The organism is Rhizobium sp. BT-226, assembly GCF_025847085.2.
In the GTDB taxonomy this organism is placed as follows: Bacteria; Pseudomonadota; Alphaproteobacteria; order Rhizobiales; family Rhizobiaceae; genus Rhizobium; species Rhizobium sophorae.
Genome location: NZ_JAOYTI010000003.1, coordinates 348494 through 375235, shown reverse-complemented (window position 1 = coordinate 375235; position 26742 = coordinate 348494). Strand labels below are relative to the sequence as shown.

Genomic DNA, 26742 nt, shown 5'->3' with positions numbered 1-26742 from the left:
GCTCAGCCTCCAAGCGATGTCTTCATGCGTTCAAGCCGGAGCTTCCAGTCCGCCGCCTCCGCGTTTTGGCAATTCGGCGTCTGACGCAAGGCGCCGGGATTGTTGCGGCATTCGCTTATGATCTTCGCGAGCAGGGCCTGATCAGCCATGAGTTCGTCGACGGTATGGATCTTGTCTCCTTGACCGAAGCAGCCGGAAAGGGTCAGCGTGACGATGGCAAGAAGGAGATGTATCATTTGAGCGCCTCTGCCATGGCATCCAGGCGCTTGCGCCAATCCTCGGCCTTGCGCTGGTCGTCGACCTGAACCTGTGCCTGCTGGACCATCTGCAAGGCCTGCATGCGCAGCACGTCGGTTTGCAGGAAGGCGGTTTCGGCCTGCAGGCGTGCCTGAAGATCGGCGATATCCTTGGCATCCGCGGCACTGGAGATCTGCTGGCGCAGCTGATCGATGCCGTCGATGCGCTTGGTTGCGGCATCGTAGATCTGCTGGCCGAGGCTCATCTGGCCGGCATTCTGGTTTTGGGCGCGCGCCAATTCCTGCGCATAGAAATCATTGGCATCGGTGCGATAGGTGGAATTATTCTCAAGGAATTTCGAGGCGGAGGTGCCGATGGCCCCGGTGCCCGATCCCTGGAACAGACCTTCGATGGCGTTGAAGTCCTGCGGCAACGCCTTGCGGATCGAAGGGTCGTTCAGCAGACCGGCGACATCGGCCATGTTGGTGACCTTGTTCAGCGATGCGTAAAGCTGTTGTGCCTGCTGAAGCTGTTGATTGAGCGTGTCGAGCTGGGATTTCAGCTGCGTGATGCTCTCGATCTGCTTGGCGATCGCCGTCCCATCGATGACCGGAATGCCCTGTGCGAATGCCGTTCCAACCGGCAACAGTGCAGCCATCATCGCCAGAGAAAATCCTTTTCTGACCCTTTGCATCAATCCGTTCTCCTTCTTTGCTGAAACACCGGTAACCAGTCTTCGAGCCTGTCGCCGATCTCCGCCCGGATCGCCTCGGCGAGTTCAACGCTGGCGGTGCGGCCAGACAGGATGTCGAGCTCGTCATCGAAACCCCTGAGGTTCAGTTCGGCGACAACACTGTTGTGACCCTGCTTGACGATAAAGCGTCGGCTCTCGATCGAAAGCTCGCGGGAGAGAAGCTCGAACTCACGCTCCGTCAATTTGAACCCGTCGACATAATCGGCGTGGTCGCCGCGCGGATTGGGTAGGAAGATCTGCGTCGGGCACTGCTCGATGATCGTATGGGCGATCGGCGAGACGATCGCATCGCGCGGGCTTTGGGTCGCAAACAACATCAGCCCGTTCTGTTTGCGGATCGTCTTCAGCTTGTTCTGGGCGAGATCGCGGAAGCCTTCGTCCAGCAGGGCCTTCCAGAACTCGTCGATGACGATGATGATGCGCCGCCCGTCGATCAGCTGCTCGATGCGGAAGAACAGGTAGGCCATCAGCGGAGCGCGAATTTCCTCGTTGTCGAGGAAGTCGGTCATGTCGTAGCCGATGAACTTCGCACCGATGCCGATGTCGTCGGTGTCGTTGTCGAACACCCAGCCGAGCGGACCTCCCCTTTCCCACCGCCTCAGCCGGGCGGCGATGCCCTCGGGATCGGTGTTGTTGAGGAAGGTGCGCAAGGCGCCAACGGAGCGGCGCTCGACAGGAAGGTCCGCCAGACCGTCGACGGCCGAGGCGATGTCGCGCAGCTCGGTGACGGTCAGTTCCCGCGTCGCCGCTCCCACCAGCCTGCCAACCCAGCCTGTGAGGAACACTTTGTTTTCCGCCGTGAGCTCGAGTGCCTTTAGCGGCGCGCAGCCGGTGGTAACACCGTTTCGAAGCGGCAGGTAAGTGCCGCCCGCGGCCCGGACGAACAGGTCGGCGCCGCGATCCTTGTCGAAGAAGACCATGTGGGGATCATGTCTTTCGAGCTGGGAGAGCATGAAGTTCAAGAGCACCGTCTTGCCGGTGCCCGATGGTCCGCAGACGAAGGTGTTGCCAAGGTCGCTATGATGGAAGTTGAAATAGAAGGGCGAGCCGGAGGCAGTCTTCAGCATCGCAACGGCCGGTCCCCATTCGTTCCCGTCCTTCCTGCCTGTCGGGTAGGAATGATAGGGAGAGAGAGCTGCAAAATTTCGCGAGGTGATGGCGCCCGATCGTGCCCGATAGCGGAAGTTGCCCGGCAACTGCCCCCACCAGGCCGCCTCGAGCCCGAGATCCTCGCGGGCGACCACCGCACCGCCATTGGTGAGGTATGCCCGTGCTTTCGCCATGTGGTCGCTAAGCTCCTTCACCGAAGGCGCAAGCACCGACAGCGCCAGATGGTGCTCGCCAAGTACGAAGCGGTTCGACTCCAGATCGTCCATGGCTTCGCCGAGCTCTTCGATCTGCGAGGCCGCCTTGTCGCCGGCGCTCACCATCTGGTTCTGTTTGCGCCCCATGATCGTGCGCGCGTCGGCTTTCGAGACAAAGGCGAAAGACTGCGTCAGGATGAGCTCGAAGGGGGCCGTCAGGATGCCGTCGAGCATGCCGCCGCGGGTCGTCGCCGGATACTCCTTGAACCCGAAGATGCCGGCATAGCGGCTGTCGGCCTCATGGCGGATCTCGATGGTTTCCCGCCCGACGATCACCCGATCCGAATAGATCGCCGAAGATATACTGCCCTCCGTCAACGGGACGCGCTCCCGTCGGCCGCCAACGATCTGATGCAGCACCTCGCTTGGCTCGGAAAAGAGGATGTCGTCCTGCTCGTAAAGGGAGAGCACTCGAGGCTCGAAGCGCTTCAGGCCCGCGGTGACGTCGGATACCTTGTCCTTCAGGTGCTTCAAGCCATCCTCGTCGACTTCGACGCCGGCGCGGCCTGCCCTGCGCAGGCGCGAAACAAGATTGGCGGCTTTTTCGGCGGGATCCCGGCCCGGATGCCAGACCAGCGAGAGGTAAAGATCGTTTCGAAACAGATCCTCATCGATCATGCGTTCGCGGTACTTTGCGTTCAGCGCCCGTGAGAATGGATTGGCGAACTCTCCGTCCGGATAGGCGTTGTCGCGACGGCGAATGACATGTGTCCACAGCGCCAACCGCTCGTCGGCGATGTTGCGATAGAGCGTATTGAGGTCGCGGTGCAGGCTGTTCAGGTCCAGGACATCGGCGGTTTCGAAGGATACGCCATCGAGTGCGAGCATCACCATCAGCGCCCTGGACTTCAGCGCGATCGTTGTCTCGTCGACATGGCGGACGTGCGGAATGAAGGTTTCGGGGCCGAGTTCGCGTGAGCGAAGCGTTGCGATGCTAGGCAAGGCTCAGATCCCTTTCATCATAGTGCCGGATGAGCGTCAGCGGCGAGAGCGTGGCGCCGCCCCAATAGGCGGTGTTGCGTGACCGGCCGCGAGTGTCGATCCACGAGATCAGGATCCGGAACATGTTGTGGTCGTGCTTGACGAGTGTCCGGAATATGAAATGAAAGACGACGCCGACCAGTGCGTAGGCGATCGATCCCGCAGTGATGTAAAGTATCGTCGTCAGCATGACGTTGACGCCCATCGCCTCCATCGTCACGCCGGCAATCATCGCCGGGCGGGTGCAGGCAAGGAACAGGGTGTCTTCCTCGATGGCGGCAGCTGTCGGCATGTTCATCAGCTTCCGACGATCGTATTGACGAGTTCCGTCGCCCCGAAAATCCCGCCGATGCCGATGATCCAGAAGCCGGCGCGACGCAGATCCATGTAGCCGAACATCCAGGCGATGCAGATGATGATGACGGCGATGACGGCAAGCAGCCGGGCGATGTTGCCGGTCAGCATGTCGACGATGTTCTGCAAGACGGTTTCGACACCGGCTGCCTGGGCAAAAGCCGGTTCTACCAGGCAGGCGACAATGGCGACTGCCATCAACGCGGGAGCCGCGAAAGGGCGAAGGCTTGCTGTTGAGATCATTGGCTTTGCTCCGATCGTTCATTCTGAAATACGAGAACCTGGCTCTGCCGCCGGGCGTTGAAGACGTCCCACGATGCGGCTTCATCGGGCTGCGGAATGGATTTTGTGATTGCTGGCGCCTCCCGGTTGCCTGCCGGTTCAGCAAGAGGAATTTCTTCGCGCTGGATGGCGACAGAGGCTAGTTTGGAAGACAAGCGGACCATTTCATCGCGGACCTGCTCGTCATATTTGACCATCTTGCCGACCGACGGATCGTTCCGGCCATAATAGGATTGGAGCATGACCTTCTCGGCCTGCTTCGGACCGGCGCCGGCATACAGTGCGAGGCGATAATAGCTGTTGAGCAGAGTGGCCGTGGCCTTGAGGTTCAGGCAGGGATCGAACGCATCCGAAATCGAAAGCTTCAGCTTGCGCAATTCTTCCATGCCGATACCGCCTAGGCCGATCTGGATGTCCTGATGATCAGCGGCAAGCGAAGTCGCGAGCTCAATGGCTTCCGCTTTCGACGCGGGTTGACGCTCAAGCGGCGGGCCACTGTTGATACGAATGTCGAAGGGCTTGAAACGGCTCTCGAGACTGATGACGGCGGCAAGCATTCTGACCTCCACCACGGGTGCGCAGTTCTGCGCGAGATCCACGAAGGTGACGGCCATCGTTCAGTACCAGACCCGCTGCGTTGCCGCGCCGTCGATAGTGACGTCGACATAGTGGGGCTGCGGGCGCACGTTCGGGCGAGCCGTCGAATAGCCCATGCACTGGCGGCGCCCATCCTCCCGCTGCCAGCGTGGTGACCGCACCGAATCCTTGTTGAAATTGTAGTCTTCTCCAACATTGGGGCAATATGCGTCGCTCACCGGCTGGAGGGACGTCGACACGCAGGTAGTTTCCTGCCCACGCGGACCATAGTCGCTTTCCAGCCGGTAACCCGTTTCGCAGTAATACGGCTCATAGCCCGGGCGGGAACTGCTAAAGCCGACGCCGCTGCATGTCGGGAACGGATGCCCCTCGGCAAGCTCTCGCCACAGCTTCTGGATCGGCGGCCGGCAAGCCGCGAACTGCGTCGCACCTCCAGGGTTGGAAAGGCACAGGATAACCTCGCAGCCCCATTCATTTGCTTGCGCCTGGCCAGGTGAAGTAAGGTAGGGTGGCAATATGCAGCAGGTCGCGACGACCGAGTTGAGCAGAAGGTTTTTCATGAGTACGACCCTCCAGAGGACATCTGATCGCGGTAGAGGTGGCTTGCCTGTAACCGCTTCTATACTGATTTATATAACACAGTAAAAGAGCATGACAAGAGCACTCACAACCCAATGGCGTAACCTGGCCTTCTCAGGTCTCATCCTGCATGAGATCCTCGACCATCCCCTCGAAGACGAGACGCCTCAGGCGAGACTGAAGCAGGTCGGCATGATGACGATCCTCTACAGCATGAACCAGGCGCATCAGAAGTTAACCCTTTCCAGCATCATGGAAATTACCGCACTAACTCGCAGTGGCGTCAAGGAGACGGTCGATCTTCTGGTCAAGCGGGGGATGCTGGACGAGACGATCGTCAAGAATTCGATGGGACGTGGAACGGCCCGTCAGTTCGAGATTTCAGAAGCGCTTCTGGAGAAACTGAGTTCTTTTGCTGCCGGATGACAGCGGTTTTAAGTGATGATTTTGGTTGCTTGTCAGTTGCTCAGAAATCACCGCAACCCCTGCAGCCGCGAGAACTGGTCGACATCGCAGGGCCAGGGTCATGATATGCAGGGTGAAGGTGATCGTTTGGGCACATTGGCGCTTGATGCTCATTCGCCGGCGACAACAAGAAACCGCAATATCGCTATGTTCACCATCCCTGTCGCGTCCGCCTACGCGGAGGAAACTCTTCAAAGAAGCATCCCCGTGACGCGCTGGGCTTCCAAGAGAAATGTGTATGCGCGCCTTCTAACCCGCTGGACACGACGGCGGTAACCGCAGCGACAGGAGAGCATTTGCTCTCCGCGGGAAAAGTCGCAACCATCGCCCCACAACAATGAGATGCCCAGACCGCTCTGGCTCGAGCGCGGTGCTTAGCAGTGCGACAAGGTGGGAACATTACGTGCGATTGCATGGTTCGGGCTGCAGACATCATGCCGCGGGACCTCCATGCCATCATTGCCAGCAGCGCAGAGAGCGCTACGACGAATAGTCATCATCAGGTTGCAGATGCCGTTCGGCAGGCGCTTATAGTGGTGTAGTAGTGCCCAGCTGCATTGCTTAGCTAATGGACAGCGTCCGACGTAGGGGCGTTGATCCGAGTAGCCCAGAGACCGACATATGTCCCAATTAGCATGGTGGCGATATCATCGACTGTCTGGCAACCGTCTTGCCGCGCTGGAGAGCGTGTCGGACGCTCTTTCGTCGACTGGGACCTCGTAGAACTCGAACCACCGCCGGACAGCCTCGGAAACCACCGCGACCACCGGCTCGACCTGCCGTCCACCCATGTCGAACTCCTCTCAACGGTGAGATCTAGGAGTGTGCTGAAATCCTTCAACGGGCAACGTGGGCTGCACGTCGCCCGATCAGTGGAGGGTCAGACATGCCGGCAACGTGTCGTACAGAGGAATCGCCCGCGAAGGGACATCTTCGGCAAGTCCAACCTCGTTCTCAGCAAGGGCGGCATCTGTCCTCTACGACGAGAATTTCGATGTCAGTCGGCTTGTCCCGCAACCCGTTTGAAGGTTGCTACCTTGCAGACGTGACTCAAGTTCCGGTCGAAGAGCGGAGATTTTGGAGGTCGCCGGCTGGAAATTTTCTTGCCTCTTTTTTTGAAGAAGCCTTCCATCGATCATCCGCAGGACTGATAGCGACCAAACGCCTGATCGAGCCAGCGCGCCACAGGGAGCCGACCCGCCGTTCAGAATTGATTAGTGCAGAAACCGACCTCTTCCTAAAGGCGGAGTTGCTCATTGTCGAGAGGAGGTGGCAACCGGGTGAATGGCTTCGGCAACCGGAGGATGCTTGGGTCAGTATATGCTGGAAGCTCGCCGCAGCCGGCGGCAAGTACGACAGGGATATGAGGGAAATCCAATTCCACCATTAGCTCGGTGTGCTGATCGCCGCGGTTGGTCAGCCCCGTCCGCCGAACGCCGACGGCGTGGACACTCTACTTTTGCGAGTCCAGCAGCGTGAGACTACACATCGCGCGGCTATCCATAATTCGCAGACATATACAATTTGCGCACGAAACATTGCGTCGGCAGTCGGCATTCCATCGGAAAACGCAGGAATTAACAAAGGCTTAAGCACTTCGGATACTTCTTGCACATTAGTATGACTTATTGACGGTGATATTATTGCGCTCGGGTCTTTCATTTTCAATTGGCAGGGTCTTCAACGCCTTTCGCGGTCTCGGAAGGGACAGGAGCGGCAATGTCGCGATTGTCGTTGCCCTCACCCTGGTGCCGATGATCGTCGCAGTCGGCGCAAGCTTTGACTATATCCGTACCTACAATGTCCGCCAGAGGATGCAGAGCGACCTGGACACGGCCCTGATCGCGGCGGTCAAAGAGATCGATACCGACGACGCCGTCGCTCTCAAGCAAAAGGTTGCAGACTGGTTCCACGCACAGGTGGAAAACAGCTATACGCTTGGCGATATCGACATCGATACGTCAAACCATAAGATCACGGCGACGGCCAGCGGCGCGGTTCCGACGACGCTGATGAAGATCGCCAACATCGACACCGTTGACGTCAGCGTTGCAAGCGCCGTCAAGGGGCCGGCCACATCCTATCTCAATGTCTATATTGTCATCGACACATCCCCGTCGATGCTTCTGGCGGCGACAACGGCCGGACAGGCGACGATGTATTCCGGCGTCGGATGCCAGTTCGCCTGCCACACGGGCGATGCACACAAAATCGGCAACAAGACATACACCAACAATTACGAATACAGCACCGAGAAAAAAATAAAGCTGCGCGCCGATGTAACAGGTGACGCCGTCAGAGACGTGCTCGACATGATCGACACGTCCGACAGCAATCATCAACGCATCAAGGTCGGATTGTATAGCCTCGGCGATACCCTCACAGAAGTTCTGACCCCGACGCTCAGCACGGACACGGCGCGCAATCGCCTCGCGGACGCAAGTTACGGCCTCACCAGCGCGACCTCGAAGGCAGCCACCTATTTTGACGTGTCGCTTGCGACGCTCAAGCAGAAAGTCGGCACCGGCGGGGATGGAACCTCCTCGGGCTCGCCGCTCAAGCTGGTTCTCCTGCTGACGGACGGCGTCCAGTCGCAGCGCGAATGGGTGACCGACAAGGTGACATGGAAAAACGGAAAGGCCACGTATGGCGCCTACTGGAACAAGGTGGCGCCGCTTAATCCGGATTGGTGCGCCTACGTCAAAAACCAGTCCGCCACCATGGCGGTTCTTTACACCGAATACCTGCCGATCACCTCGGACTGGGGTTACAACGCCACTGTCGGCTCGACCATGGCAAGCGCCAGCTGGAAGAGCACCTACGGCGGCACCATTGATAGCGACGTGTCGAACAGCATCACGAGACGCGACTACATCCCCTATGCGCTTTCCGACTGCGCATCTTCCAAGAGCCTGTTCATATCCGCATCCTCGTCGACCGAGATTACCGCAGGCCTGTCGGCGCTTTTCACCCAATATCTCGCATCCGTCCGGCTGACCCAATGAGGCGAGGGAAACACTTCGCATCGTTGCGCCGCCTGCTCGGCGATCGCAAAGGGGTCGCTGCGATCGAATTTGCGATCCTGGCGCTGCCGCTCTTCATCATGATATTCGGCATTATCGAAGTGTCGCTGATGTTCTTCGTCAACTCGGCGCTGGACGCTTCGGTGCACAAGATCTCCCGGATGATCCGCACCGGCGAGGTTGCGTCCTCCAACATCACGCTGGCCGATTTCAAGGCCAGGATCTGCAACGACATGCTTCTCTCGTTCAGCTGCTCCAGCGGTCTGCTGGTCAAGGTGATCGTGCTTTCCGACCTCTCCTCGGCCACCAGCACCGACCCCATCGACGACAGCGGCAATCTCACTGTGACCGAGACCTATGATATCGGCAAGGGCAGCGACTACATCCTGGTTCAGACATTCCTGCCATGGACAGCCGTCGTCAATTTCTTCAGCCTGTCGAGCGCCAAGCTTTCCGACGGCCGCTACCTGCTCGGATCTTCCGTTCTGTTCCGCAACGAGCCTTTCTGACATGATCATAAAACGGAGCCTGTCCTTCTTCCGCTTTACCCGATCCCGTGCACGTTATCTCATGCGCGACCGGTCGGCGGCTTCGGGCGTGGAATTCGCGCTGGTGTTGCCGATCCTGGTGATGCTCCTGTTCGGCACCGTCGATCTCGGCCATGCGCTCACAGTCAGCCGGAAGATAGATGAGATCGCCTCTTCCGCAGGCGACATGATTTCACAGCAGGGCTCCTGGACGAAATCCGATGTCGCCAAGCTTCTCTCCGGCGCCAGCTTCATCCTGCAGCCCTATGACACGACGGGGCTGACGATCACTCTCGCGGTGGACGATATCGCCAAGAGCGGCAGCGCGACGGTCAACTGGTCTGCAGCGCTCAACACCTCCGCACTTACCTCCGGCTCGGCGAGCACAATCGAGATCCCTTCGGAGATCCAGGATGACGGCGTGCAGGTGGTGCTGACCCGGGTGCAGTACACATTGACGACGCCGGTCTCGGCGTTCTTTTCAAACTTCACCGGGCAGAATGGCTACAGCTTCGATCGCCATTATTTCAATCGCCCGAGAGTCGGCGACAAGATCACTTACAATTGAGCTGCTGGGTCTGTCGCAATCGGCTGGAGGTCCGCCGAATTGTCAACCAATAAGCCATGACAATGGTGATTGCGGACGATATGGAAGGGCCCTTCACCACGGGAGCACGAATCATGGCAAAACGAGTTTTCGGCGGCATACGGCGGTCGCCTGTTATCCTGCCGATCGCCCTGGTGATGATTTTGTATTTGAATGGCACCGGCGGGGCAGCACCGGCCGATCTTCATTGGTCCGAGGACCCGGGCAGTCATTGCGAATTCATCGCGCCGGCGTCCCTGACCAGCGGCCCCACCTTCTGGATCGGGGCCTGTATCGACGGCAAAGCATCCGGAGAAGGGATGCTACGTCGCCGGGATGGCGACCGGGCCGGGCCCGCCTTCTTCGGCCGGATGAAGGATGGGATTCCTGAGATCGGTGTCATCGATCTGGACGAGGGATACAGAGCCGGCAGTTTCAGCGACGGCGACATCGGCGGTGGAGCCGAGCCTGACCCGCAGAATCGAATCGATGCCTTTCGTATTGCGGCCGAGGCCGCGCGGTCGATCAGCGTCAAATATGCTGGCGAGAACAATGCGGGATCCGCCCACCTTTACGAAGAGCTTGCCAAGACACTGGAACTGCAGACGGATTGAGCATGAGCGAGAGGCTGCAACGGCGATCCTTTCTGGCAGGGCTATGGGCAGCACTGTCGGCAATGTTTGGGGCCAACATGACTGCGGCGGCGGCGAACCAACCTCCGCAGAAGGCCGAAGGCCGTGAAGGCAGGGCTGGCATCCACCCTTGGCTCGGTGACGGAGAGCAGGTAACCGCTGACGTCGTGTTGGATGGCAAGGTGGTGGCCCAGCTGAACGACACGGCGACGCTTCCCGGCTTGAAAAAACTGCCTGCACTGGTGTTCGACTTGCCGCCGGGGCTGAAGCGGCTGCAACTGCGCGGCTCGCTGAGGGATGCCGAGGGCCGGGCGGGATCGTTCTCGAAGACATGGACCGTGCGCGACATGGCCCCGATTTCGGCGCCGCTCTATGACGGTTCACGGCCAATGATCGAACGGGTGCGGGCTTTTGCCGAGAAAACCGAACTGGCGGAAGTGGCCGCTCCCCGGCTGCCCGCCGGCGCGGCGGCGGAAGCGGCTTTCCAGCAGTTGGAACGACGCCTGTATGTTCAATTGCCCGCGCCACTGCGCCAACTGCTGGGCGAAGCGGACATAAAGATCGACGACTCCTATTTCCTGGCGCCACAAGATCTCGGGACGGTGAGCGAATTGCTGCTCAAGGGTTGGGGTTATACGCGCAGCGGCGGCCCGACCGCATTGGACACGTTGCTGCCGGAGACCGTACTGGCTCGCTACGACCGCAGCGTGGCTGTGTTCATCGAGGTAGGCGACGGCCTTGGCGCCCTCGCCTGGGATCCGGCAGGCGTCAGCCTGCACGAGCCGGCCAATAGCTGGGGCGACAAGGGCAACCCTGGCGCCCGGCCTGCCACACCCAATGAGGGCGTGTGGTACTGGCTGCATCAGGAGCACATAGACGAGCCCGAGCTGCTGCTCGACGAAGAGTATCAACCGAAGAGCGCGGAAGCCGCGCTCACCAACGTGTTCCAGCGCTTCGCGCTGTCCCAGGCCGCTTATCCCGAGACCGAAGACGAGTTGGTCATCGACACCGCCCATCCGCGCAATCTGCTGCAGCTCAGTTTCGACGGGCCGAAAAAACCGCGGCTCTGGTTCCGCAGCTACGATTATCACTACAGCCTCTATTGAGCGACCAAACCCGAGATCGAACCCCGGCTCACTCCGGGAGCCTGACGATGCCGTATGGATTGAACTTGAACTCGTCCACTTCGTAGGGGGAATCGAAGGAGAGGCTTGCGTGGCGTTCCTTCAGCGTCAGGTCGAGCCCCCGCTCGGCGATCTCCTCGGCAACCGCATCGATGATGGCAACGACCCTTTCGCTGCCGGCCGTCTCAGGCACATAGACCTCGGGCAATCCGACGAGATGGAAGCCGACGCTTTCCAGATATCCGCGCGCCGCCAGCGGCCGCTTCGCGAAGGCCAGCCGGCCGATCCGCTGCTGGGCCAGCATATCGTCCGACTTCAGAGCCTCGGCGCCTTGCAGGATCAGCTGTCGCCATCGATCCAGCCCGTGGGCTATGCCGGCGGATTCGCCCTTGACGGCAACCGCGCCTGCGCCGATCAATCGCTCGATGAGGCGTAGCGCCAGCATCGAAACCTTCACCGTCTCCGCCTGCGCCATGCTCGGCCCGAGGATATAGAGGACCGATTGATGACCGGCGACGGCTTCCTCGTCTGCCGGGCTCCACGCATCGGCTTCGACCCGATCCCAGCACACGGCGAATGACTGGCTCATACGGTCATCAGGTTCCGCCTGAGAATAGTCCTCGTCGATACTGAATCCGGTCGCGAAATCACGGATCGCCTGCGACGCCGCGTCGGACAACGGGCTGAGATCACCTTGCTTGCCGAGAAAACATAAGACATGCCGGGGCGTCACCGACGTTTCCTCCGCCTCGGTTCGGGTCGCCGTTTCCTCGCCGGAATCCGGGCTGGATTCCGTGGCCGATAACGGTTTCCAGGCGATCATCGACCCGATAGAAGCCAAGAGCGCGCGCCGCAGGAGATTCAAGATCGATGCCTTCCGTTCAGTCGAATGTTCGCAGCCTCCTCGCCTTGTAAACGGATGAAATCAAAAACGAAAGCAGGATCAAGCATCCGACAGTCGGCATGCCGAGCCTTTCAAGCCACGGCTTGCGCGCCGGTGATTTCCACGAGCGAGCCGCACATGAAAGCCGCCTCATCCGATGCAAGGAAAGCAACGAGGGCTGCCACCTCATCCGGCCTGCCGATACGGCCGTAGGGGACGAGCCTATCGAGATCGGCGATCGTCCGCCCAGTGCGCGCAACACCGGCTTCGAGCATCGGCGTATGGATTTCACCGGGGCAGACGGCATTGACCCGGACCTTGTCGGGCGCATAGTCGCGGGCGAGGTTCTGGGTGAAGGCGGCGACTGCCGCCTTCGTCGTGTTGTAGGCGATGTGGTTCGGCGCGGGGTAGAGCCCCCATTGCGAGGCCGTGTTGACGATCGCGCCGCCGCCGGCATTGATCATGTGCGGCAGGGCCGCACGGCAGAGATGGAACATCGAATCCAGATTGACCGCGAAGCTCACCTGCCAGTCTTCATCCGACAGGGACAGCAGGTTTCCGCGCCGGTTGATGCCGGCATTGTTGACCAGCACGTCCAGCCGGCCCTTGATCGCAAAGGCTTTCTCGATGAGGTCGACGCATTCCAGCTTCCGGGAGATATCGGCTCCGATGGCGGTTGCCGATCCGCCGACTACCTCTATGCCGGAGGCGACCTCGCTCGCCGCCTGCGCGTTCGTATCCGTCACCACCACGAAAGCGCCCTCCTCGGCCAGTCGCTTGCAGATGGCTGATCCTATGCCGCCTCCGCCGCCCGTCACGATTGCGACTTTGCCCAGAAATCTTTTCATATCGAATCTCCCTATCTGATGTAGCTGCCGCCGTTGATGTCGAACGTTGCCCCGTTGACCGAGGCTTGCGACGGGCGAAGCAGGAACGCCACCAGCTCGGCGATCTCGCCCGTTTCGGCCATCGCGCCGATCGGGATGTCGCCAACCGCCGCATCCTTTCCGTGCCTCGCCACGAAGTCCTCGGCCATATCGGTCCGCACCCAGCCCGGCGCGATGGAGACGGCGACGACCCCGTCGCGCCCGAAACTGCGCGCGATCGACTTGGTGAGATTGATCAGCGCTGCCTTCGTCGCGCCGTAGGGCATGGCGTCGGCTGCGTAGCCGCGCTGGCCGGCACGGCTTGCCATGTTGACGATCCGTCCTCCGCCATTCTGCCGGAAATGCACCAGGGCTTCCTTGCAGAGATCCGCTGCCGCAAAAAAGTTCACCTGAAACTCCTTCTGCCAGGCGGCCTGCCAGTCGGACGGATCGGCGTCGATCGAAATCTCGGTGCGGATGCCGGCATTGTTGACGACGGCATGGATGCGTCCCGCCGCCGCGAGTGCTTCGCGCCATAGTGTGAAGGCGCCGTCCGGACGGGAGAGATCGGCCTGGACGATCAGGCCGTTTCTGCCGAGCTTGCGAAGCAAAGCTTCTGCGCGCTGCCTGTCGCGCCCGTAATGGACGATGGGTCGGGCTCCTTCGGCAGACAGGCGCTCCGCGATGGCTGCGCCGATACCGCCCGACGCCCCGGTGATGAGGACCGTCTGGCCGGCCAGCGGTTGAAGGTGAGACATGGCGGCTCCTAACCCAGCAAACCGACCTGGGGTCCCCAGGTGTCGGACAGCGCAAATCCCGCCGTGAAGGGATCGTCGTCGGACAAGCGGAGCTGTTCGCGACCGTAGACATAGGCCCGGCCAGTTATTCGCGGCAGCACGGCGCGGCGGCCGCCCACCTCGGTCTCTCCGATCGCCTCCGCCAGGAATTCGCCGCCGATGATCGACCGCGACGTCCTGCGGTCTCCGACGGAGACTTCTCCGCGGGCGTGGAGCACAGCAAGGTTCGCCGAGCTACCGGTTCCGCAGGGTGAGCGGTCGACACGGCCGGGCTGCAGCGTCGTACAGGTCCGCACTGCCCCATCTGCTTCCTGTCCACGGAACATCACGTAGGCAATCTCATCGACGCCTGTCAGGACGGGATGGGAGCCCGAGACTTGGCCAGCAAGAAGCGACTTCAGCTCAATACCGGCTTCTGCGAGCAGCCGGGCATTGGCAGGCGCAATATCGAGGCCGAGTTGGTCGACATCCACGAGCGCATAATAGACGCCGCCGAAGGCGACGTCGATCTTAATGCGGCCCCATTTCGGCGTTTCCACCTCCTTGTCCAGCGCTTCGGCAAAGCTCGGCACGTTGTCGAGGCTGACGGACAGGCACTGGCCGTCGCGGCAGACGGCGCGTGCGACGACGAGACCGGCGGGCGTGTCCAGGCGGACGACCGTCTCCGGCTCCGACATCGGCACCCGCCCGCTCTCGAGAACTGCTGTGACCACGCAGATGCAGTTGCTTCCGGACATCGGGTGGGCACGGTCGGCCTGGAGGACGATGAAGCCGGCATCCGCATCGCTGCTGGTCGGCGCGACCAGCAGGTTCACGGACATGGCGACGTTGGCGCGCGGCTCGAAGGTCACGAAGCGGCGCAGACTGTCGTCGACCGTGTTGATGTGGTTCATTTTGTCGAGCATCGTCGCACCGGGTATCTCAGGCGCCCCTGCCACGATGACCTTGCCGACCTCTCCCTGGCAGTGGACCTGTAAGAGCTCGAGGGTCCGGTTCCAGTTCATTCGGCCGCCTCCGGCTTGATGTACCAGCCCCAGGGATCTTCGCTGGCGAAGCGGGTGATCTGCTTGGTCTCGAGGTAGTTGTCGAGGCCCCAGCGTCCGAGTTCGCGGCCGATGCCGGATTCCTTGTAGCCGCCCCAGGGCGCTTCGGTGAATGTCGGCTGCGAACAATTGATCCAGACGATGCCGGCGCGGAAGGCGGCGGCAACGCGCTCGGCACGGGTATCGTCCTTCGACATGACAGCCGCGGCCAGGCCGAACCGGGAGTCGTTTGCGAGCTCCACGGCTTCCTCTTCGGTCTTGAAGGAGCGGATGCAGACCACCGGCCCGAATATCTCCTCCTTCCACGCGTCGCTTTCGAGGGGCACGTCGGTTAGCACCGTCGGCCTGAGATAGAACCCCTTGTCGAATCCTTCCGGGCGCGTGCCGCCGCAGGCGACGGTGGCGCCGGCCTTCCGGGCGCCTTCGATCGCCGCGACGACCTGGTCATATTGGCGTTTCGAGACGAGCGGGCCGAGAAGGGTTCCCTCGTCGAGACCATTGCCGATCTTGATCCTGTTCGTCTCTTCGACCAGCCGTTCGAGCAGACGGCCATAGATCGCTTCGTGCACGAGAACGCGGGATGTGGCAGAGCAGACCTGGCCTTGGTTCCAGAAGATGCCGAACATGATCCACTCGACGGCCTTGTCGATATCGGCGTCCTCGAAGACGACGAAGGGCGATTTGCCGCCAAGCTCCAGGCTGACGCGCTTGATGTCGCGAGCAGCCGCAGCCATGATCTTCGAGCCGACCGGTCCGGAGCCGGTAAAGGCGAGCTTGTCGACTTGCCTGTGATCGATGATCGCCTGTCCGGCGATCGAGCCGGCCCCCGTCACGATGTTGAGGACACCTGCAGGCAGCCCGGCTTCGTCGCCGACAGCCGCGAGCTCAAGCGCCGTCAGCGATGTCAATTCGGCAGGCTTGAGCACCACGGTGCAGCCGGCGGCGAGCGCCGGGGCGACCTTCCATGCTGCCATCAAAAGCGGATAGTTCCAGGGAATGATCGCGCCGGCCACCCCGATCGGCTCACGCACCGCCTTGGAGGTGAAGCGCGCATCGGAAAGCGCGATCGCCTCCTCGGGATTGTTGTCGAGCTGTTCGGCCAGCCCCGCATAGAAGTCGAAGCAGCCCGCCGCATCGGCGACGTCCCAATCGGCCTCCGGAAACGGCTTGCCGTTATCGAGGACTTCGAGGCGGGCGATTTCGGCCTGACGGGCGCGGATGCCGTCCGCGATGGCGCGGAGATATCCGGCGCGCCGGGATCCCGTCAGCTTCGGCCACCCATCCCTGTCGAAAGCGCGACGTGCGGCCTTCACGGCGAGGTCGACGTCTTCGGCCGTTGCGGCGGCGATCCTGTGGATCACCTCCTCTGTCGCCGGATTGATCACCTCGCAGGTTCCGCCCTTGGCCGGTTTCACCCATTGCCCATCGATGTAGAGTTCGCTTCGCATAGTCACTCCCTTCGCCTTGCGCCGACGCCGCTCTCAGAAGCGGTCGACGCGATAGGGTTTCATGTCCACGGGCGGTTGGACGCCCGTGATGAGATCGGCCATCAGGCGGCCGGTCGTCGCCGCATAGGTGAGGCCGAGATGTCCGTGGCCGGTCGCGTACCAGACGTTGCGGCGCTTGGCGGAAGGCCCCATGACCGGCACGGTGTCGGGCAGTGCCGGGCGATGCCCCATCCACTCCGTCGCCTGCCGGACCTTCAGATCCGGCAATGCCTCCTGAGCCCGCTTCACCAGGATCTTCGCGCGCCGATAATCGGGTGGCGCGTCGAGACCGGCCATCTCGACCGTGCCGCCGACGCGGATGCCGCCTGCCGTCGGCGTGACCATGAAGGCGCGCGCCGGCCAGATGATCGAATGGCGCATCGAGATGCCGGGCTCCATGATCTGCGTGTGGTAGCCGCGTTCGGTTTCAAGCGGGATATGTTCGCGCAGCAGTGCAGAAAGCCGGGCGGTGAAAGCCCCGGCCGCAAGCACCACCTTGTGGGCCGCAATGGTGCGCCCATCTGCCAATCGAAGCGCGGAAACGCCGGCGTAGCCCTGCTCGAAATCAACGACATCACCCTGAACGATCCTGCCGCCGAGCCGCCCGAACCTTTCCGAAAGGGCGAAGACAAGCCTGTACGGGTCGGTGATTGACCGGTTGTCGGGAAAGAGGACCGCCTTGCCGATCTTCGTCGTCAAAACAGGCTCGAGGTCCCGGGAGGCGTTGCCGCCAAGGATTTCGTGCCTGAAGCCAAAGCGCTCCAGGATTTCCATATGCTCCCGATCGGCCTTGAACTCGGCGTCATCGGCATAGAGGCTCAGACATCCCTCTGCGGTCAGCATGTGTCCGAGGCCGGTCTCCTTCAGGAGCGCGTCCAGGTCTTCATAGACGCGCCGGCATAACACGGCGCCGGCTGCCTCCAGTTCCCTCAGCTTCGAGGGGCGGCTTGCCGCCAGGAACCGCAGGAACCAGGGCACCAATTTTGGCAGATAGCCGGGGCGGATGCGGACCGGGCCCTCCGGGTCGAGCAGCCATTTCGGCATCAGCGCCCAGATGCCTGGACGCGATGCCGGCATGAATTCGGTGACGGCGATGCTCGCCATGTTGCCATAGGAAGCGCCGCGGCCCGGCGCCGCCTTGTCGATCAAGGTGACGGTCTTTCCCCGGCGCTGCAGTTCATAGGCGATTGTGGTGCCGATAATGCCGGCGCCGACGACGACGATGGATGACACGGCGAACCTCGCAATTTCAGTGGTTCGGGGCGGCTTGTCCGCCCCGTAACTGTTACCAGTCCAGGCCCGTTACCAGTTGAGGATGGGCTGCATCGCCGCCTTGAATTCGGCCTTCTCCTCCGCCGTCAGTTCGCCGAGCGGCGCGCGGCAGGTGCCGACCGGCGTGCCCTGGAGCTCGCAGCCATACTTGATCTTCTGGACGAACTTGCCGCTCTCGAGGATGTTCAGCGCTCTGTAGAGAACCGTCATCATCTCGCGGGCCTTTTCGAGGTCGCCGGAACGGAACGTCCGGTCGAGGTCGCAGCACGCTTTCGCCATGCAGTTGGCCGGACCGCAGATCCAGGAATCCGCGCCCCAGAACATGAAGTCCAGCGCGATATCGTCGGAACCCGAGACGAGATCGATGCGGCCCTTGTAGCGCGAATGGATATCGACGGCGCGCTGCAGAACGCCCGAGCTCTCCTTGATGCCGATCACCCGGCGATCGTCGGCGAGCGCATCCATCAAGTCGAAGGAGATCTCGATGCCGTCCTTCGGGGGATAGTTGTAGAGGATGAGATTGACATCAGTGGCGTCGAGCACGGCGCGGTAATGCGCGAGCAGTTCGTCCTGCGTCGGACGCGTGTAGAAGGGTGTGGCGAGCAGAACCGTGTCATAGCCGATCTCCCTGGCGCGCGCCGTGTTCTCGATCACCTCGCGGGTGGCAGGCGCGTTGGTGCCGGCGATCAGTATCTCGTCGTCATTGGCGAAGTCCTTGACGAACTTGAGCACTTCGTCGCGCTCCTCGTTCGAGAGGGAGAAGTATTCGCCGGTCGAGCCCATCGGCACCCAGCCCGTGACGCCGGCCGCACGCAGCGCCGTCAGGTGCTTTTCGAACGCCTTGAAGTCGATCTTGTTGTTCGTGTCGAAGGGAGTGATGAGCGCGGGCATGACGCCGGAAAGTTTCATGGGGAATTCTCCTGTCTGGGAACGACTATCTTCAGATTGCGAGCTTCTTCAGGATCCGGCCTTCGACGAGCGAGACGGCTCGCGTCAGAGGAAAGGCGATCACGAAGTAAATGAGGGCGACGACCGTCAGCACTTCGACGGGACGGGCCGTGTTGTTGGAGATGTTCTGGCCGACGAACATCAGGTCCGCCATGCCGACGGCGGAGACCAGGGCGCTCTCCTTGAAGAGGCTGACGCAGTTGGACAGCAGCGTCGGGATTGCGCGCAGCACGGCCTGCGGCAGCACGACGTTCATCACCTGGCTCCTGCGCGGCAGGCCGAGAGCGACACAAGCGTCCAGCTGTTCCCGGCCGATGGACTTGAGGCTCGCCCGGAAGGTCTCGCTGGTGATCGCTCCCATATAGAGCGTCAGCGCGATGACACCCGACGCCAGGTTCGAGAGCTCGACGCCGAGGATGAGCGGCAGGCAGAAGAAGATCCAGAAGAGCTGGATAAGCACCGGCGTGCCGCGGAAGAACTCGACATATATGCTGGAGATCGCGCGAAGTGCGAGGTTGCGCGACGTTCTGAGCAGACCGACGAGAAAGCCGAGAGAGCATCCGAGCACGATGCAGATGACCGTCAGCTTGATCGTCATCCACAGACCGAGCAGGAGTGCGTGCTCGAAGCGCAGCAGGATGGAGAAGTCGAGTGTCATTCTGGCCTCCTAGCTGACAAGGATTTGGCGGCGGCGCTCGAGCAGGCCGACGATCTGGGTAATCGGGAAGGACACGGCGAAATAGATGAGAGCGACGACCGTGAAGGTCTCGATCGGCCGATAGGTCTCGGTGGCCAGCGTCTTGCCCTGGTACATCAGGTCCTGGATTGCCACGATCGCGACCAGCGCGCTCTGCTGGAAGATGACGATACCGTTGGTCAGAAGCACCGGGATCGAGGCACGGAACGCCGTCGGGAAGACGATGTAAAGCACCCGCTGCAGCGGATTGAGGCCGAGCGCGATGCCCGCGTCGAGCTGTTCGCGCGGCACCGCCTGGATGGACGCCCGGTAGGCCTCGGCGTTGAACGCCATCAGATTGAGCCCAAGCGCCAGGATGCCCATCGTCACCGGGTCGAGGAAGACGTCGAACAGCATCGGCACGCAGTAGAATATCCAGACGATCTGGACGATGGCCGGCGTGCAACGGAAGAATTCGACGAACAGCATGAACGGCAGCCGCACCACCCGGTAGGGGCTCATGATCAGAAGCGCGAGCGCGAAGCCAAAGACGATGCCGATGACGTTTGCCGCAGCCGTCAGCTCCAGCGAAACCCACAGCCCCTGCAGAAGCGGAGCGATGGATACTGCATTGAAGTCGAACGTGTAGTTCACGATGCCCTCCTTGCCGCTTGATATGGCCTACTGCTTGATATGAAAGACGCGGTCGATGAATTCCTTCGTCCGCTCCTCGCGCGGAGCGCCGAGCACCTGCTCGGGAGGGCCGTCCTCGACGACCACGCCGCCAGCGCAGAAGATGACGCGCGAGGCGATGTTCTTGGCGAACCACATGTCATGCGTCACGATCATCATCGGCATGTCCTGGGCGGCGAGCTGCAGGATGACCTGCTCCACTTCGCTGACGAGCTCCGGGTCCAGCGCCGAAGTGACCTCGTCAAACAGCATCAACTTCGGGTCGAGCATCAGCGCGCGGGCGATGGCGACACGCTGCTTCTGTCCGCCGGAAAGCTGGGCCGGATAGGCATTGGATTTGGCGCCAAGCCCGAACCGCTCGAGCAGCGCCTGGGCTCGGGCCGTAGCCTTTGCCTTGGTTTCTCCACGCACCTTGCAGGGAGCGAGAACCAGATTCTGTATGACGTTCAGATGCGGAAACAGCGTGTAGTGCTGAAAGACCATGCCGATCGAACGGCGGACATTGGTGTCGATCTGGGTCCTCCCCCTCGCACCTTCGGAAGAAATATACGCCTTCCCATCGAAACTGACCGACCCGCTGTCGATCTGCTCCAGCCCCATCATCACCCTGAGCAGCGTGCTCTTGCCGCCGCCGCTCGGACCGATGACGACGACACGTTCGCCGGACTTCATTTCGATGTCGATGCCTTTCAGCACCTGAATGGCGCCGTTGCCGTAGCTTTTGTGAAGCGCCTGCATTTTCACGAGGGGAAGGCTGAAGGACGTGGTCATGCCAATCTCCGATAATCGAAGCTGGAAGGGCCGGCGCGATCCTCGCACCGGCCCGGCGAGGTTACTTTGCGCCCTTGAGGACTTCGTCGACCGCCTTCTTGATCAGTTCGTCGACGTGACCGGTCGCGACCTTTTCTTCGAGGAAGATATCGACCACCTCGACGTCGGCAGCCGAAAGATTGTGCGGCAGACCGAAAGCGACGCCCTGTTTGGCGAGGGCCGGCGACGGGTTGAGCGCTACCGCCCAGTCCGGGTTCGACTGGGTGAAGAGCTGGTTGGTGTCGGAGGCGTCGACCAGAATGTCAGCGCGCTTCGAGGTGACCGCCAGTCGGGTCTCGTCGTTGCCGGGAAGGCGCATGACCGTGGCGTTCTTCACCGCCGCCGAAATTGCCTTGTCCTGCGCCGTGCCGGACATGACGGCGAGCGTCACGCCCGCCTTGTCGATATCGGCGACCGAAGCGGCGCCGGCTGCAATTTTCGGATTGTTTTTGTTATAGGCGAGCGAGATTTGGTACTCCATCGCCGGGATCGAGAACTGCACGGCCATGGCGCGGGCCGGCGTCCGGTTCAGCGCCAGCGAAAGATCCCATTTGCCGGCCTGCAGACCGGCGACGATGTTGTCCCAGGTCGTATCGACGAATTCGGGCTTCACCTTCAGGACATCGGCAAATTCCTTGCAGAGATCAGCGAAGAAGCCGGAATATTCTCCGGTCGCCGGATCGCGCATGACATAGGGCGGGGCAACCGCGGCGCCGCAGCGCAACACGCCCGCCTTCTGCACACCCTGCCAATATCCCTCAGCGGTCTCAGCCTGTGCGGCGGTGGCGGAAAGACCTCCCATGAGAGCGAGCGTGGGCAGCGCCCGCAAGGCGGACGTTATCAACTTCGAAAGCATCGGCATTCCTCTTTTGCTGTGCGCGAAGCGCGCGGTTCCACTCGTCGGCTGTAGCCGTTTCTGTTATTTTCGTGTCGGCTGCGTGTCGACTGAGAAAGATATGTCAACAGCGTGTCGACAAAGTCAAGCGGAAAAATTACATTGCCGCCACGCGGCTTTTCTGGCCCAATGGGACCCGCGTCGAGAGAAAGGGACTTAAGTGTCTGATGAATCGGAAGTGAAACGAATCCGCGGGACCGGCTGGAAAAGCGTCTACGAGACGCTCCGTAACGAGATCCTGTCGCTCGCTCTACCGCCCGGTCAGCTTCTCGATGAGATGACGCTCGCCGAACGCTTCGACATGTCGCGCTCGCCGGTGCGCGAAGCCCTGATCCGGCTCGGCGCCGACGAGCTGGTCGTCACGCTCTCGAACCGGAGCACGATCGTAGCGCCGATCGAAGTGGCGACGTTTCCCAAATATGTGGAGGCGCTCGACATCGCGCAGCGGATGAATACGCGGCTTGCTGCCGCGCTCAGAACCGAGGCTGACCTGAAGATCATCGCCAAGCGGCTGAAGTCGTTCGAGGCGGCGGTCAAAACAGGCAATCACCTCGCCATGTCGGAAGCCAACAAGGAATTCCACATGGCAATCGCCCATGCCGGAAAAAACCAGTATCTCGCCTCGTTCTACGAGAAGCTGCTGTCGCAGGGGCAGCGCATGCTCCACCTGCATTTCGAATATCTGGAGCGAACCCACGAGGGCTATCTGCTGACCGACGAACACACGCTCATGCTCAATGCGGTCAGGGATAAGAACGTGGAACTCGCCGACGAACTCGCCCACGCCCATACGCGCCAGTTCCAGGACAATTTCATCAACTTCATGCGCGAGAACTATACGACGGATGTCGCGTTAGGCCCGCTGCGGGCTGCGGAGTAATCAAATGAAAATCGACAGTATCGGCTTCGTCGGAACCGGCGCTATTACCGAGGCAATGGTTCGCGGCCTTCTCACTGAGCCGGCCTATGCCTCCGAGATTCACGTGTCTCCACGAAGCGCTCACATCGCCGCGACGCTGGCCGACGAATTCGCCGCCGTCAGAATTGCCAAGGACAACCAGGACGTCGTCGAGCGCAGCGACATGGTGTTCCTGGCAATACGGCCGCAGGTTGCCGAGGAGGTCGTGCGCGCGCTATCGTTCAGGGATAGCCAAATGGTCGTCAGCCTCGTTGCGGCGACGGAGCGCCAGGCCCTGTCCGAATGGATCGGCGCCGACGTGCATCTGGTGCAGGCGATCCCCCTGCCCTTCGTCGCAGGCCGGCAAGGCGTCACCGCCATCTATCCGCCCGATACCGCCGTCGCAGCGCTTTTTGATGCGCTCGGAACGGCTGTCCAATGCCAGTCGAGGAAGGAATATGATCTTCTCGCGGCAGCGAGCGCAATGATGTCGACCTATTTCGGCATCATGGAGCAGATTGCCGTCTGGCTGGAGAAAAGCGGCCTCGAAAAGGCGAAGGGACAGGCCTACATTGCCCCGCTCTTTGCAAGCCTTGCGCAGAAAGCGAACAGCCCCGGCAACGAACCTTTCAGCGCGCTGAGCCGCGAATTCGCGACCAAGGGCGGACTGAACGAGCAGGTTTTCTCAGACTTCGAGAAGAAGGGCGGCCTTGCCGCATTGACCGCTGCACTCGACGGCGTACTTGCCCGGATCGAGGGCAGGACCTAGAACGTCGGCGGCGTGCAGGCGCTGATGACTTCGCAGGGCACCGGTCCGACGCAGCGGAAGCGATGAGGGCGCCTGCTTTCGAAATAGTAGGCGTCACCCGGCCCAAGGATCCGCCGCTCGTCATCGACCGTCACCTCGAGCCTTCCCGACAGCACGATCCCGCCTTCTTCGCCCTCGTGAACAAGCGGAACCTTTCCGGTGTCGGCGCCCGGCTGGTAACATTCCTTGAGTATTTGCAGGCTTCGCCCGAACAGGTTTTCTCCAACCTGCCTGTAGGAGATGGCGCCCTTGCCGATCTCCACCAGCTCCTCGGCCGCATAGAAGGCCTTCCTTGGACGCTCGGGCTCGAAGGCGAAGAATTCCGCCAGGCCGATGGGGATGCCGTCCAGAATTCGCTTCAAGGCCCCGACCGAGGGATTGGAGGCGTTCGATTCGATCAGCGAGATCGTCGAATTGGGCACTCCGGTGCGCTTGGCGAGCTCACGCTGGGAAAGCTTATGGGCGATGCGGAGATGGCGAAGACGGCTGCCGATATCGACGGACATGGTGCGGTTCGTTTGTGTTGTCCAGAATATACAAAATCATATCTTTCCATCCTTTGAATTTCAACAACTTGCACCGACGAAGAAAAGGACTTGTTTGAAAGTAAGAAATTGCCATTCTCGGCGCCATCCCCAAAGGAGGCCAGGATGGACCAGCTCAACAAGACGAACGCGCCCGTACTCGAAAATTTCTGGATGCCGTTCACCGCGAACCGGCAATTCAAGGCCACGCCGCGCCTTCTGGCAGCCGCAGAGGGCATGTACTACACCGACATCGATGGACATCAGGTGCTTGACGGCACGGCCGGGCTATGGTGCTGCAACGCCGGCCACGGCCGCAAGAAGATTGCCCAGGCCGTCGAGCGACAGCTTGCAACGTTGGACTATGCGCCGACCTTTCAGATGGGGCATCCGATCGCCTTCGACTTCGCCGCGAAATTAGCCGCGAACGCGCCGGGCGGCCCGGAAGCCAAGCTCGACAGGGTGTTTTTTACCGGCTCCGGTTCGGAATCGGTCGATACGGCGCTGAAGATCGCCATCGCCTATCAGCGCGCCATCGGCCAGGGCACCCGCACGCGGATCATCGGACGCGAGAAGGGCTATCATGGCGTCGGTTTCGGCGGCATTTCCGTCGGCGGCCTTGTCAACAATCGCCGGGTCTTCCCGCAAATACCGGCCGACCATATGCGCCACACGCTCGACGTCGAGCGCAATGCGTTTTCGAAGGGGCTTCCCGCGCACGGCATCGAACTGGCTGAGGACCTCGAGCGCCTGGTGCAGTTGCACGGCGCCGAAACCATCGCAGCCGTCATCGTGGAGCCGATGTCGGGATCGGCGGGCGTTGTCCTGCCTGCGAAAGGTTATCTGGAGACGCTACGCGCGATAGCCGACAAGCATGGTATCCTGCTGATCTTCGACGAGGTGATTACCGGCTTCGGTCGCCTCGGCACGCCTTTTGCGGTCGATTATTTCGGCCTCGTGCCTGACCTGGTCACCACGGCGAAGGGCCTCACCAACGGCGCCATTCCCATGGGCGCGGTCTTTGCCAGCCGCAAGATCTATGACGGACTGATGGTCGGACCGGAAAATGCGATCGAACTCTTTCATGGCTATACCTATTCAGGCCATCCGGTCGCCTGCGCGGCCGGGCTCGCGACGCTCGAGATCTACGAGGAGGAAGGCCTGCTGACCCGCGCATCCGTGCTCGCCGAATACTGGCAGGAGGCTCTCCATTCGCTGCGAGGCTCGCCCAACGTGGTGGACATCCGCAATCTCGGCCTGGTCGGCGCGGTGGAGCTGGTGCCGAGAGCCGCAGCGCCGGGAACCCGCGCTTACGACGTCTTCGTCGACTGCTTCAACAAGGGTCTGCTGATCCGCGTAACCGGCGACATCATCGCCCTCTCGCCGCCGCTCATCATCGAGAAAAGCCAGATCGACACGATCGTCTCGACACTCGGGGATGCGCTGAAGCGCGCGGCATAATTCTGCATCCCGCGTGCCGCTCCCGTCGGCGATCGGACGTCCGGTCCATCGTCGACGGAACCATCCGGCACACCGAGATAAAGCTCAGCGCTTCAAGGTCTGTGACGGCAGCTCGCCGAAGCGCTTCCTGTATTCGGCTGCAAATCGCCCCAGATGCGTAAAGCCCCATCTCAGCGCCACGTCGGCGATGCCCTGCTTCGCGTCGGATTCGAGCAAATCGCGATGGGCGGCGGCCATCCGAAGTTCATGCAGGTAGGCCATCGGGGTCGTATCCCTGAACTGCCGGAAGCCCTGTTGCAAAGTCCGAACGCTTACCTTGGCTGCCATCGCGATATCGTTGAGCGAAATCGGCTCGGCGATGTGTTCCTGCATGAAGTCGATGGCCCATTTCACATGGCGTGGGGCCGGCGCCGGAGCAGGGAGGGCTAGCTCGTTCGAATAACGATTGGGGCAGGTCTCCAGAAGCAGATAGATCGCCGCGTCGCAGAGCGAGCCGGCGGCCAGCGGCGACCGTTGCAGCGGTCCGTTGCCGCTCAGGCCGCGATGGAGGCTCGAGACAAGTTGCTGGAGTACAAGCCCAGGACCGGTCGTCAGATCGATGTGAGGATGAAAATCGACGTCGCCGCTGATCGTTCTCTCGAACATATGCGTCAGGTGGCTGATGATCTTCGCCTGATCGACGAAGAGGCCAAAATGACGGCGGGGGCCAAACAGGCGAGCACCCGCGGCACGACCTGCCTCAAGGATCGTGCCACGCGCGGGAACGGAATAGATTTGCTCCCGCATGCCTTCGAAGGATGCGTTCCCTGCCATCGGAAGAAAAACGATCATCCTATCGCTGGGCGCCTCCCGCCTGATCAGGATTGTGCCTTCGTAGGTACAATCGGCAACCGTTACCTCTTCTCCCACGGAGACGAAATTGCAGTGGTATGCAATCGGCATATTGCCTTCGGCCGCAACCTTGATCGGGGAGGTTGGTGTCGACAATATTTCCGAGAGTTCATCCGGGTCCGTTCCGCTGTGCGCCGTTTCCCGAAACAACATGCTCTGCACCGCCAGCTGTTGGGCGAGGCTGCCATCGTTATGTATATGAGAATTAACGGACATTCGTGACCTCGAAAGACGATGTACACAAGTGATAATGGATTTGCGCAATCATGTTCATCCCTCCTATTT

General features: G+C 61.2%; 31 protein-coding genes. 10 read left to right on the top strand and 21 right to left on the bottom strand.

Annotation, left to right across the window (positions count from 1 at the left end; genetic code table 11):
- Window positions 1-2 precede the first annotated feature (2 nt).
- Genes OIU37_RS21285 through OIU37_RS21255 form a run of 7 tightly spaced genes read right to left on the bottom strand, consistent with a single transcriptional unit; the run spans window position 3 to window position 5129 of the window.
- Window positions 3-236 carry an EexN family lipoprotein gene (locus OIU37_RS21285; RefSeq protein WP_264258613.1) on the bottom strand — a complete coding sequence of 78 codons (234 nt, stop codon included), beginning with the start codon at window positions 234-236 and terminating at the stop codon, window positions 3-5.
- The gene (gene virB5 / locus OIU37_RS21280; RefSeq protein ID WP_372353421.1) at window positions 233-931 is read right to left on the bottom strand and encodes a P-type DNA transfer protein VirB5; all 699 of its coding nucleotides are present in this window, start codon (window positions 929-931) and stop codon (window positions 233-235) included. The genes OIU37_RS21285 and virB5 overlap by 4 nt, the downstream gene beginning before the upstream one ends.
- The gene (locus OIU37_RS21275) at window positions 931-3297 is read right to left on the bottom strand and encodes a VirB4 family type IV secretion/conjugal transfer ATPase (protein WP_264258612.1); all 2367 of its coding nucleotides are present in this window, start codon (window positions 3295-3297) and stop codon (window positions 931-933) included. The genes virB5 and OIU37_RS21275 overlap by 1 nt, the downstream gene beginning before the upstream one ends.
- The gene (locus tag OIU37_RS21270) at window positions 3290-3628 is read right to left on the bottom strand and encodes a type IV secretion system protein VirB3 (protein WP_026158293.1); all 339 of its coding nucleotides are present in this window, start codon (window positions 3626-3628) and stop codon (window positions 3290-3292) included. Before OIU37_RS21270 ends, OIU37_RS21275 begins: the two co-directional genes overlap by 8 nt.
- A 5-nt stretch (window positions 3629-3633) precedes the next feature.
- A complete protein-coding gene (locus OIU37_RS21265) occupies window positions 3634-3933 on the bottom strand; it encodes a TrbC/VirB2 family protein (RefSeq protein WP_171603369.1) in 300 nt (99 codons plus the stop codon).
- Window positions 3930-4586 carry a transglycosylase SLT domain-containing protein gene (locus OIU37_RS21260; protein ID WP_264258611.1) on the bottom strand — a complete coding sequence of 219 codons (657 nt, stop codon included), beginning with the start codon at window positions 4584-4586 and terminating at the stop codon, window positions 3930-3932. The genes OIU37_RS21265 and OIU37_RS21260 overlap by 4 nt, the downstream gene beginning before the upstream one ends.
- A 3-nt stretch (window positions 4587-4589) precedes the next feature.
- Window positions 4590-5129 (bottom strand): hypothetical protein, encoded by a 540-nt coding sequence (locus OIU37_RS21255; RefSeq protein ID WP_240603755.1) that lies wholly within the window; start codon window positions 5127-5129, stop codon window positions 4590-4592.
- Between the two features lie 91 nt (window positions 5130-5220).
- Here OIU37_RS21255 and OIU37_RS21250 point away from each other — a divergent pair, with 91 nt between their 5' ends.
- Window positions 5221-5574: a MarR family transcriptional regulator gene (locus tag OIU37_RS21250; protein WP_171603366.1), complete on the top strand. Its 354-nt coding sequence runs from the start codon at window positions 5221-5223 to the stop codon at window positions 5572-5574.
- Window positions 5575-6260: 686 nt separating this feature from the next.
- Here the strand turns inward: OIU37_RS21250 and OIU37_RS21245 are convergent.
- Window positions 6261-6404 (bottom strand): hypothetical protein, encoded by a 144-nt coding sequence (locus OIU37_RS21245; protein WP_372353420.1) that lies wholly within the window; start codon window positions 6402-6404, stop codon window positions 6261-6263.
- A gap of 203 nt (window positions 6405-6607) precedes the next feature.
- Between OIU37_RS21245 and OIU37_RS21240 the strand changes: the two genes are divergently transcribed.
- The 6 genes from OIU37_RS21240 (at window position 6608) to OIU37_RS21215 (ending at window position 11487) form a co-directional block, all read left to right on the top strand.
- Complete coding sequence (locus tag OIU37_RS21240) at window positions 6608-7003, top strand: hypothetical protein (protein WP_264258610.1); 396 nt, start codon at window positions 6608-6610, stop codon at window positions 7001-7003.
- A 253-nt stretch (window positions 7004-7256) separates the two neighbouring features.
- Entirely contained in the window at window positions 7257-8618 is a 1362-nt protein-coding gene (locus tag OIU37_RS21235) for a TadE/TadG family type IV pilus assembly protein (RefSeq protein WP_264258609.1), read from the top strand.
- Window positions 8615-9145 (top strand): TadE/TadG family type IV pilus assembly protein, encoded by a 531-nt coding sequence (locus tag OIU37_RS21230; RefSeq protein WP_171603363.1) that lies wholly within the window; start codon window positions 8615-8617, stop codon window positions 9143-9145. The genes OIU37_RS21235 and OIU37_RS21230 overlap by 4 nt, the downstream gene beginning before the upstream one ends.
- Window position 9146: 1 nt before the next feature.
- The gene (locus OIU37_RS21225; RefSeq protein ID WP_264258608.1) at window positions 9147-9731 is read left to right on the top strand and encodes a TadE/TadG family type IV pilus assembly protein; all 585 of its coding nucleotides are present in this window, start codon (window positions 9147-9149) and stop codon (window positions 9729-9731) included.
- Between the two features lie 62 nt (window positions 9732-9793).
- Window positions 9794-10363, top strand: a complete 570-nt coding sequence (locus tag OIU37_RS21220; protein ID WP_264258607.1) for a hypothetical protein — start codon at window positions 9794-9796, stop codon at window positions 10361-10363.
- A 2-nt stretch (window positions 10364-10365) separates the two neighbouring features.
- Entirely contained in the window at window positions 10366-11487 is a 1122-nt protein-coding gene (locus OIU37_RS21215) for a hypothetical protein (protein ID WP_264258606.1), read from the top strand.
- A 28-nt stretch (window positions 11488-11515) separates the two neighbouring features.
- Here OIU37_RS21215 and OIU37_RS21210 read toward each other — a convergent pair whose 3' ends face one another.
- From OIU37_RS21210 to OIU37_RS21160, 11 genes are all read right to left on the bottom strand, one after another.
- The gene (locus OIU37_RS21210) at window positions 11516-12370 is read right to left on the bottom strand and encodes a hypothetical protein (protein ID WP_264258605.1); all 855 of its coding nucleotides are present in this window, start codon (window positions 12368-12370) and stop codon (window positions 11516-11518) included.
- A 110-nt stretch (window positions 12371-12480) separates the two neighbouring features.
- On the bottom strand, window positions 12481-13236 hold the full coding sequence (locus OIU37_RS21205) for an SDR family NAD(P)-dependent oxidoreductase (protein WP_264258604.1): 756 nt from the start codon (window positions 13234-13236) through the stop codon (window positions 12481-12483).
- An 11-nt stretch (window positions 13237-13247) separates the two neighbouring features.
- The gene (locus tag OIU37_RS21200) at window positions 13248-14012 is read right to left on the bottom strand and encodes an SDR family NAD(P)-dependent oxidoreductase (RefSeq protein ID WP_264258603.1); all 765 of its coding nucleotides are present in this window, start codon (window positions 14010-14012) and stop codon (window positions 13248-13250) included.
- Window positions 14013-14020: 8 nt separating this feature from the next.
- Window positions 14021-15055, bottom strand: a complete 1035-nt coding sequence (locus OIU37_RS21195) for a proline racemase family protein (protein ID WP_264258602.1) — start codon at window positions 15053-15055, stop codon at window positions 14021-14023.
- The gene (locus OIU37_RS21190; RefSeq protein WP_264258889.1) at window positions 15052-16542 is read right to left on the bottom strand and encodes an aldehyde dehydrogenase family protein; all 1491 of its coding nucleotides are present in this window, start codon (window positions 16540-16542) and stop codon (window positions 15052-15054) included. Before OIU37_RS21190 ends, OIU37_RS21195 begins: the two co-directional genes overlap by 4 nt.
- 33 nt (window positions 16543-16575) lie before the next feature.
- On the bottom strand, window positions 16576-17814 hold the full coding sequence (locus OIU37_RS21185) for an FAD-binding oxidoreductase (RefSeq protein ID WP_264258601.1): 1239 nt from the start codon (window positions 17812-17814) through the stop codon (window positions 16576-16578).
- A gap of 69 nt (window positions 17815-17883) precedes the next feature.
- Window positions 17884-18762 (bottom strand): 4-hydroxy-tetrahydrodipicolinate synthase, encoded by an 879-nt coding sequence (dapA, locus tag OIU37_RS21180; RefSeq protein ID WP_113546900.1) that lies wholly within the window; start codon window positions 18760-18762, stop codon window positions 17884-17886.
- A gap of 31 nt (window positions 18763-18793) precedes the next feature.
- The gene (locus OIU37_RS21175) at window positions 18794-19459 is read right to left on the bottom strand and encodes an amino acid ABC transporter permease (protein WP_264258600.1); all 666 of its coding nucleotides are present in this window, start codon (window positions 19457-19459) and stop codon (window positions 18794-18796) included.
- A 9-nt stretch (window positions 19460-19468) separates the two neighbouring features.
- Complete coding sequence (locus OIU37_RS21170) at window positions 19469-20131, bottom strand: amino acid ABC transporter permease (protein WP_027664544.1); 663 nt, start codon at window positions 20129-20131, stop codon at window positions 19469-19471.
- Between the two features lie 27 nt (window positions 20132-20158).
- Complete coding sequence (locus OIU37_RS21165; RefSeq protein ID WP_264258599.1) at window positions 20159-20941, bottom strand: amino acid ABC transporter ATP-binding protein; 783 nt, start codon at window positions 20939-20941, stop codon at window positions 20159-20161.
- A gap of 61 nt (window positions 20942-21002) precedes the next feature.
- The gene (locus OIU37_RS21160) at window positions 21003-21836 is read right to left on the bottom strand and encodes an ABC transporter substrate-binding protein (RefSeq protein ID WP_264258598.1); all 834 of its coding nucleotides are present in this window, start codon (window positions 21834-21836) and stop codon (window positions 21003-21005) included.
- A gap of 199 nt (window positions 21837-22035) precedes the next feature.
- Here OIU37_RS21160 and OIU37_RS21155 point away from each other — a divergent pair, with 199 nt between their 5' ends.
- On the top strand, window positions 22036-22755 hold the full coding sequence (locus tag OIU37_RS21155) for a GntR family transcriptional regulator (RefSeq protein WP_027664541.1): 720 nt from the start codon (window positions 22036-22038) through the stop codon (window positions 22753-22755).
- A gap of 4 nt (window positions 22756-22759) precedes the next feature.
- Entirely contained in the window at window positions 22760-23542 is a 783-nt protein-coding gene (locus tag OIU37_RS21150) for a pyrroline-5-carboxylate reductase (protein WP_171603350.1), read from the top strand.
- Here the strand turns inward: OIU37_RS21150 and OIU37_RS21145 are convergent.
- The gene (locus OIU37_RS21145) at window positions 23539-24087 is read right to left on the bottom strand and encodes a cupin domain-containing protein (protein WP_171376813.1); all 549 of its coding nucleotides are present in this window, start codon (window positions 24085-24087) and stop codon (window positions 23539-23541) included. The genes OIU37_RS21150 and OIU37_RS21145 overlap by 4 nt on opposite strands.
- A gap of 144 nt (window positions 24088-24231) precedes the next feature.
- Between OIU37_RS21145 and OIU37_RS21140 the strand changes: the two genes are divergently transcribed.
- Complete coding sequence (locus tag OIU37_RS21140; protein WP_264258597.1) at window positions 24232-25566, top strand: aspartate aminotransferase family protein; 1335 nt, start codon at window positions 24232-24234, stop codon at window positions 25564-25566.
- 84 nt (window positions 25567-25650) lie between these two features.
- On the opposite strand, the gene OIU37_RS21135 is transcribed toward OIU37_RS21140, so the two are convergent.
- Window positions 25651-26673 (bottom strand): AraC family transcriptional regulator, encoded by a 1023-nt coding sequence (locus tag OIU37_RS21135; protein WP_171603899.1) that lies wholly within the window; start codon window positions 26671-26673, stop codon window positions 25651-25653.
- Between the last annotated feature and the right edge of the window lie 69 nt (window positions 26674-26742).

Bases quoted from the DNA above. Each gene is read 5' to 3' on its own strand.
- OIU37_RS21285 (WP_264258613.1), bottom strand. From the start codon at position 236: ATGATACATCTCCTTCTTGCCATCGTCACGCTGACCCTTTCCGGCTGC.
- virB5 (WP_372353421.1), bottom strand. From the start codon at position 931: ATGCAAAGGGTCAGAAAAGGATTTTCTCTGGCGATGATGGCTGCACTG.
- OIU37_RS21270 (WP_026158293.1), bottom strand. From the start codon at position 3,628: ATGCCGACAGCTGCCGCCATCGAGGAAGACACCCTGTTCCTTGCCTGC.
- OIU37_RS21265 (WP_171603369.1), bottom strand. From the start codon at position 3,933: ATGATCTCAACAGCAAGCCTTCGCCCTTTCGCGGCTCCCGCGTTGATG.
- OIU37_RS21260 (WP_264258611.1), bottom strand. From the start codon at position 4,586: ATGGCCGTCACCTTCGTGGATCTCGCGCAGAACTGCGCACCCGTGGTG.
- OIU37_RS21255 (WP_240603755.1), bottom strand. From the start codon at position 5,129: ATGAAAAACCTTCTGCTCAACTCGGTCGTCGCGACCTGCTGCATATTG.
- OIU37_RS21250 (WP_171603366.1), top strand. From the start codon at position 5,221: ATGACAAGAGCACTCACAACCCAATGGCGTAACCTGGCCTTCTCAGGT.
- OIU37_RS21245 (WP_372353420.1), bottom strand. From the start codon at position 6,404: ATGGGTGGACGGCAGGTCGAGCCGGTGGTCGCGGTGGTTTCCGAGGCT.
- OIU37_RS21240 (WP_264258610.1), top strand. From the start codon at position 6,608: ATGTCAGTCGGCTTGTCCCGCAACCCGTTTGAAGGTTGCTACCTTGCA.
- OIU37_RS21230 (WP_171603363.1), top strand. From the start codon at position 8,615: ATGAGGCGAGGGAAACACTTCGCATCGTTGCGCCGCCTGCTCGGCGAT.
- OIU37_RS21225 (WP_264258608.1), top strand. From the start codon at position 9,147: ATGATCATAAAACGGAGCCTGTCCTTCTTCCGCTTTACCCGATCCCGT.
- OIU37_RS21220 (WP_264258607.1), top strand. From the start codon at position 9,794: ATGGTGATTGCGGACGATATGGAAGGGCCCTTCACCACGGGAGCACGA.
- OIU37_RS21215 (WP_264258606.1), top strand. From the start codon at position 10,366: ATGAGCGAGAGGCTGCAACGGCGATCCTTTCTGGCAGGGCTATGGGCA.
- OIU37_RS21205 (WP_264258604.1), bottom strand. From the start codon at position 13,236: ATGAAAAGATTTCTGGGCAAAGTCGCAATCGTGACGGGCGGCGGAGGC.
- OIU37_RS21200 (WP_264258603.1), bottom strand. From the start codon at position 14,012: ATGTCTCACCTTCAACCGCTGGCCGGCCAGACGGTCCTCATCACCGGG.
- OIU37_RS21195 (WP_264258602.1), bottom strand. From the start codon at position 15,055: ATGAACTGGAACCGGACCCTCGAGCTCTTACAGGTCCACTGCCAGGGA.
- OIU37_RS21190 (WP_264258889.1), bottom strand. From the start codon at position 16,542: ATGCGAAGCGAACTCTACATCGATGGGCAATGGGTGAAACCGGCCAAG.
- dapA (WP_113546900.1), bottom strand. From the start codon at position 18,762: ATGAAACTTTCCGGCGTCATGCCCGCGCTCATCACTCCCTTCGACACG.
- OIU37_RS21175 (WP_264258600.1), bottom strand. From the start codon at position 19,459: ATGACACTCGACTTCTCCATCCTGCTGCGCTTCGAGCACGCACTCCTG.
- OIU37_RS21165 (WP_264258599.1), bottom strand. From the start codon at position 20,941: ATGACCACGTCCTTCAGCCTTCCCCTCGTGAAAATGCAGGCGCTTCAC.
- OIU37_RS21160 (WP_264258598.1), bottom strand. From the start codon at position 21,836: ATGCTTTCGAAGTTGATAACGTCCGCCTTGCGGGCGCTGCCCACGCTC.
- OIU37_RS21150 (WP_171603350.1), top strand. From the start codon at position 22,760: ATGAAAATCGACAGTATCGGCTTCGTCGGAACCGGCGCTATTACCGAG.
- OIU37_RS21145 (WP_171376813.1), bottom strand. From the start codon at position 24,087: ATGTCCGTCGATATCGGCAGCCGTCTTCGCCATCTCCGCATCGCCCAT.
- OIU37_RS21140 (WP_264258597.1), top strand. From the start codon at position 24,232: ATGGACCAGCTCAACAAGACGAACGCGCCCGTACTCGAAAATTTCTGG.
- OIU37_RS21135 (WP_171603899.1), bottom strand. From the start codon at position 26,673: ATGTCCGTTAATTCTCATATACATAACGATGGCAGCCTCGCCCAACAG.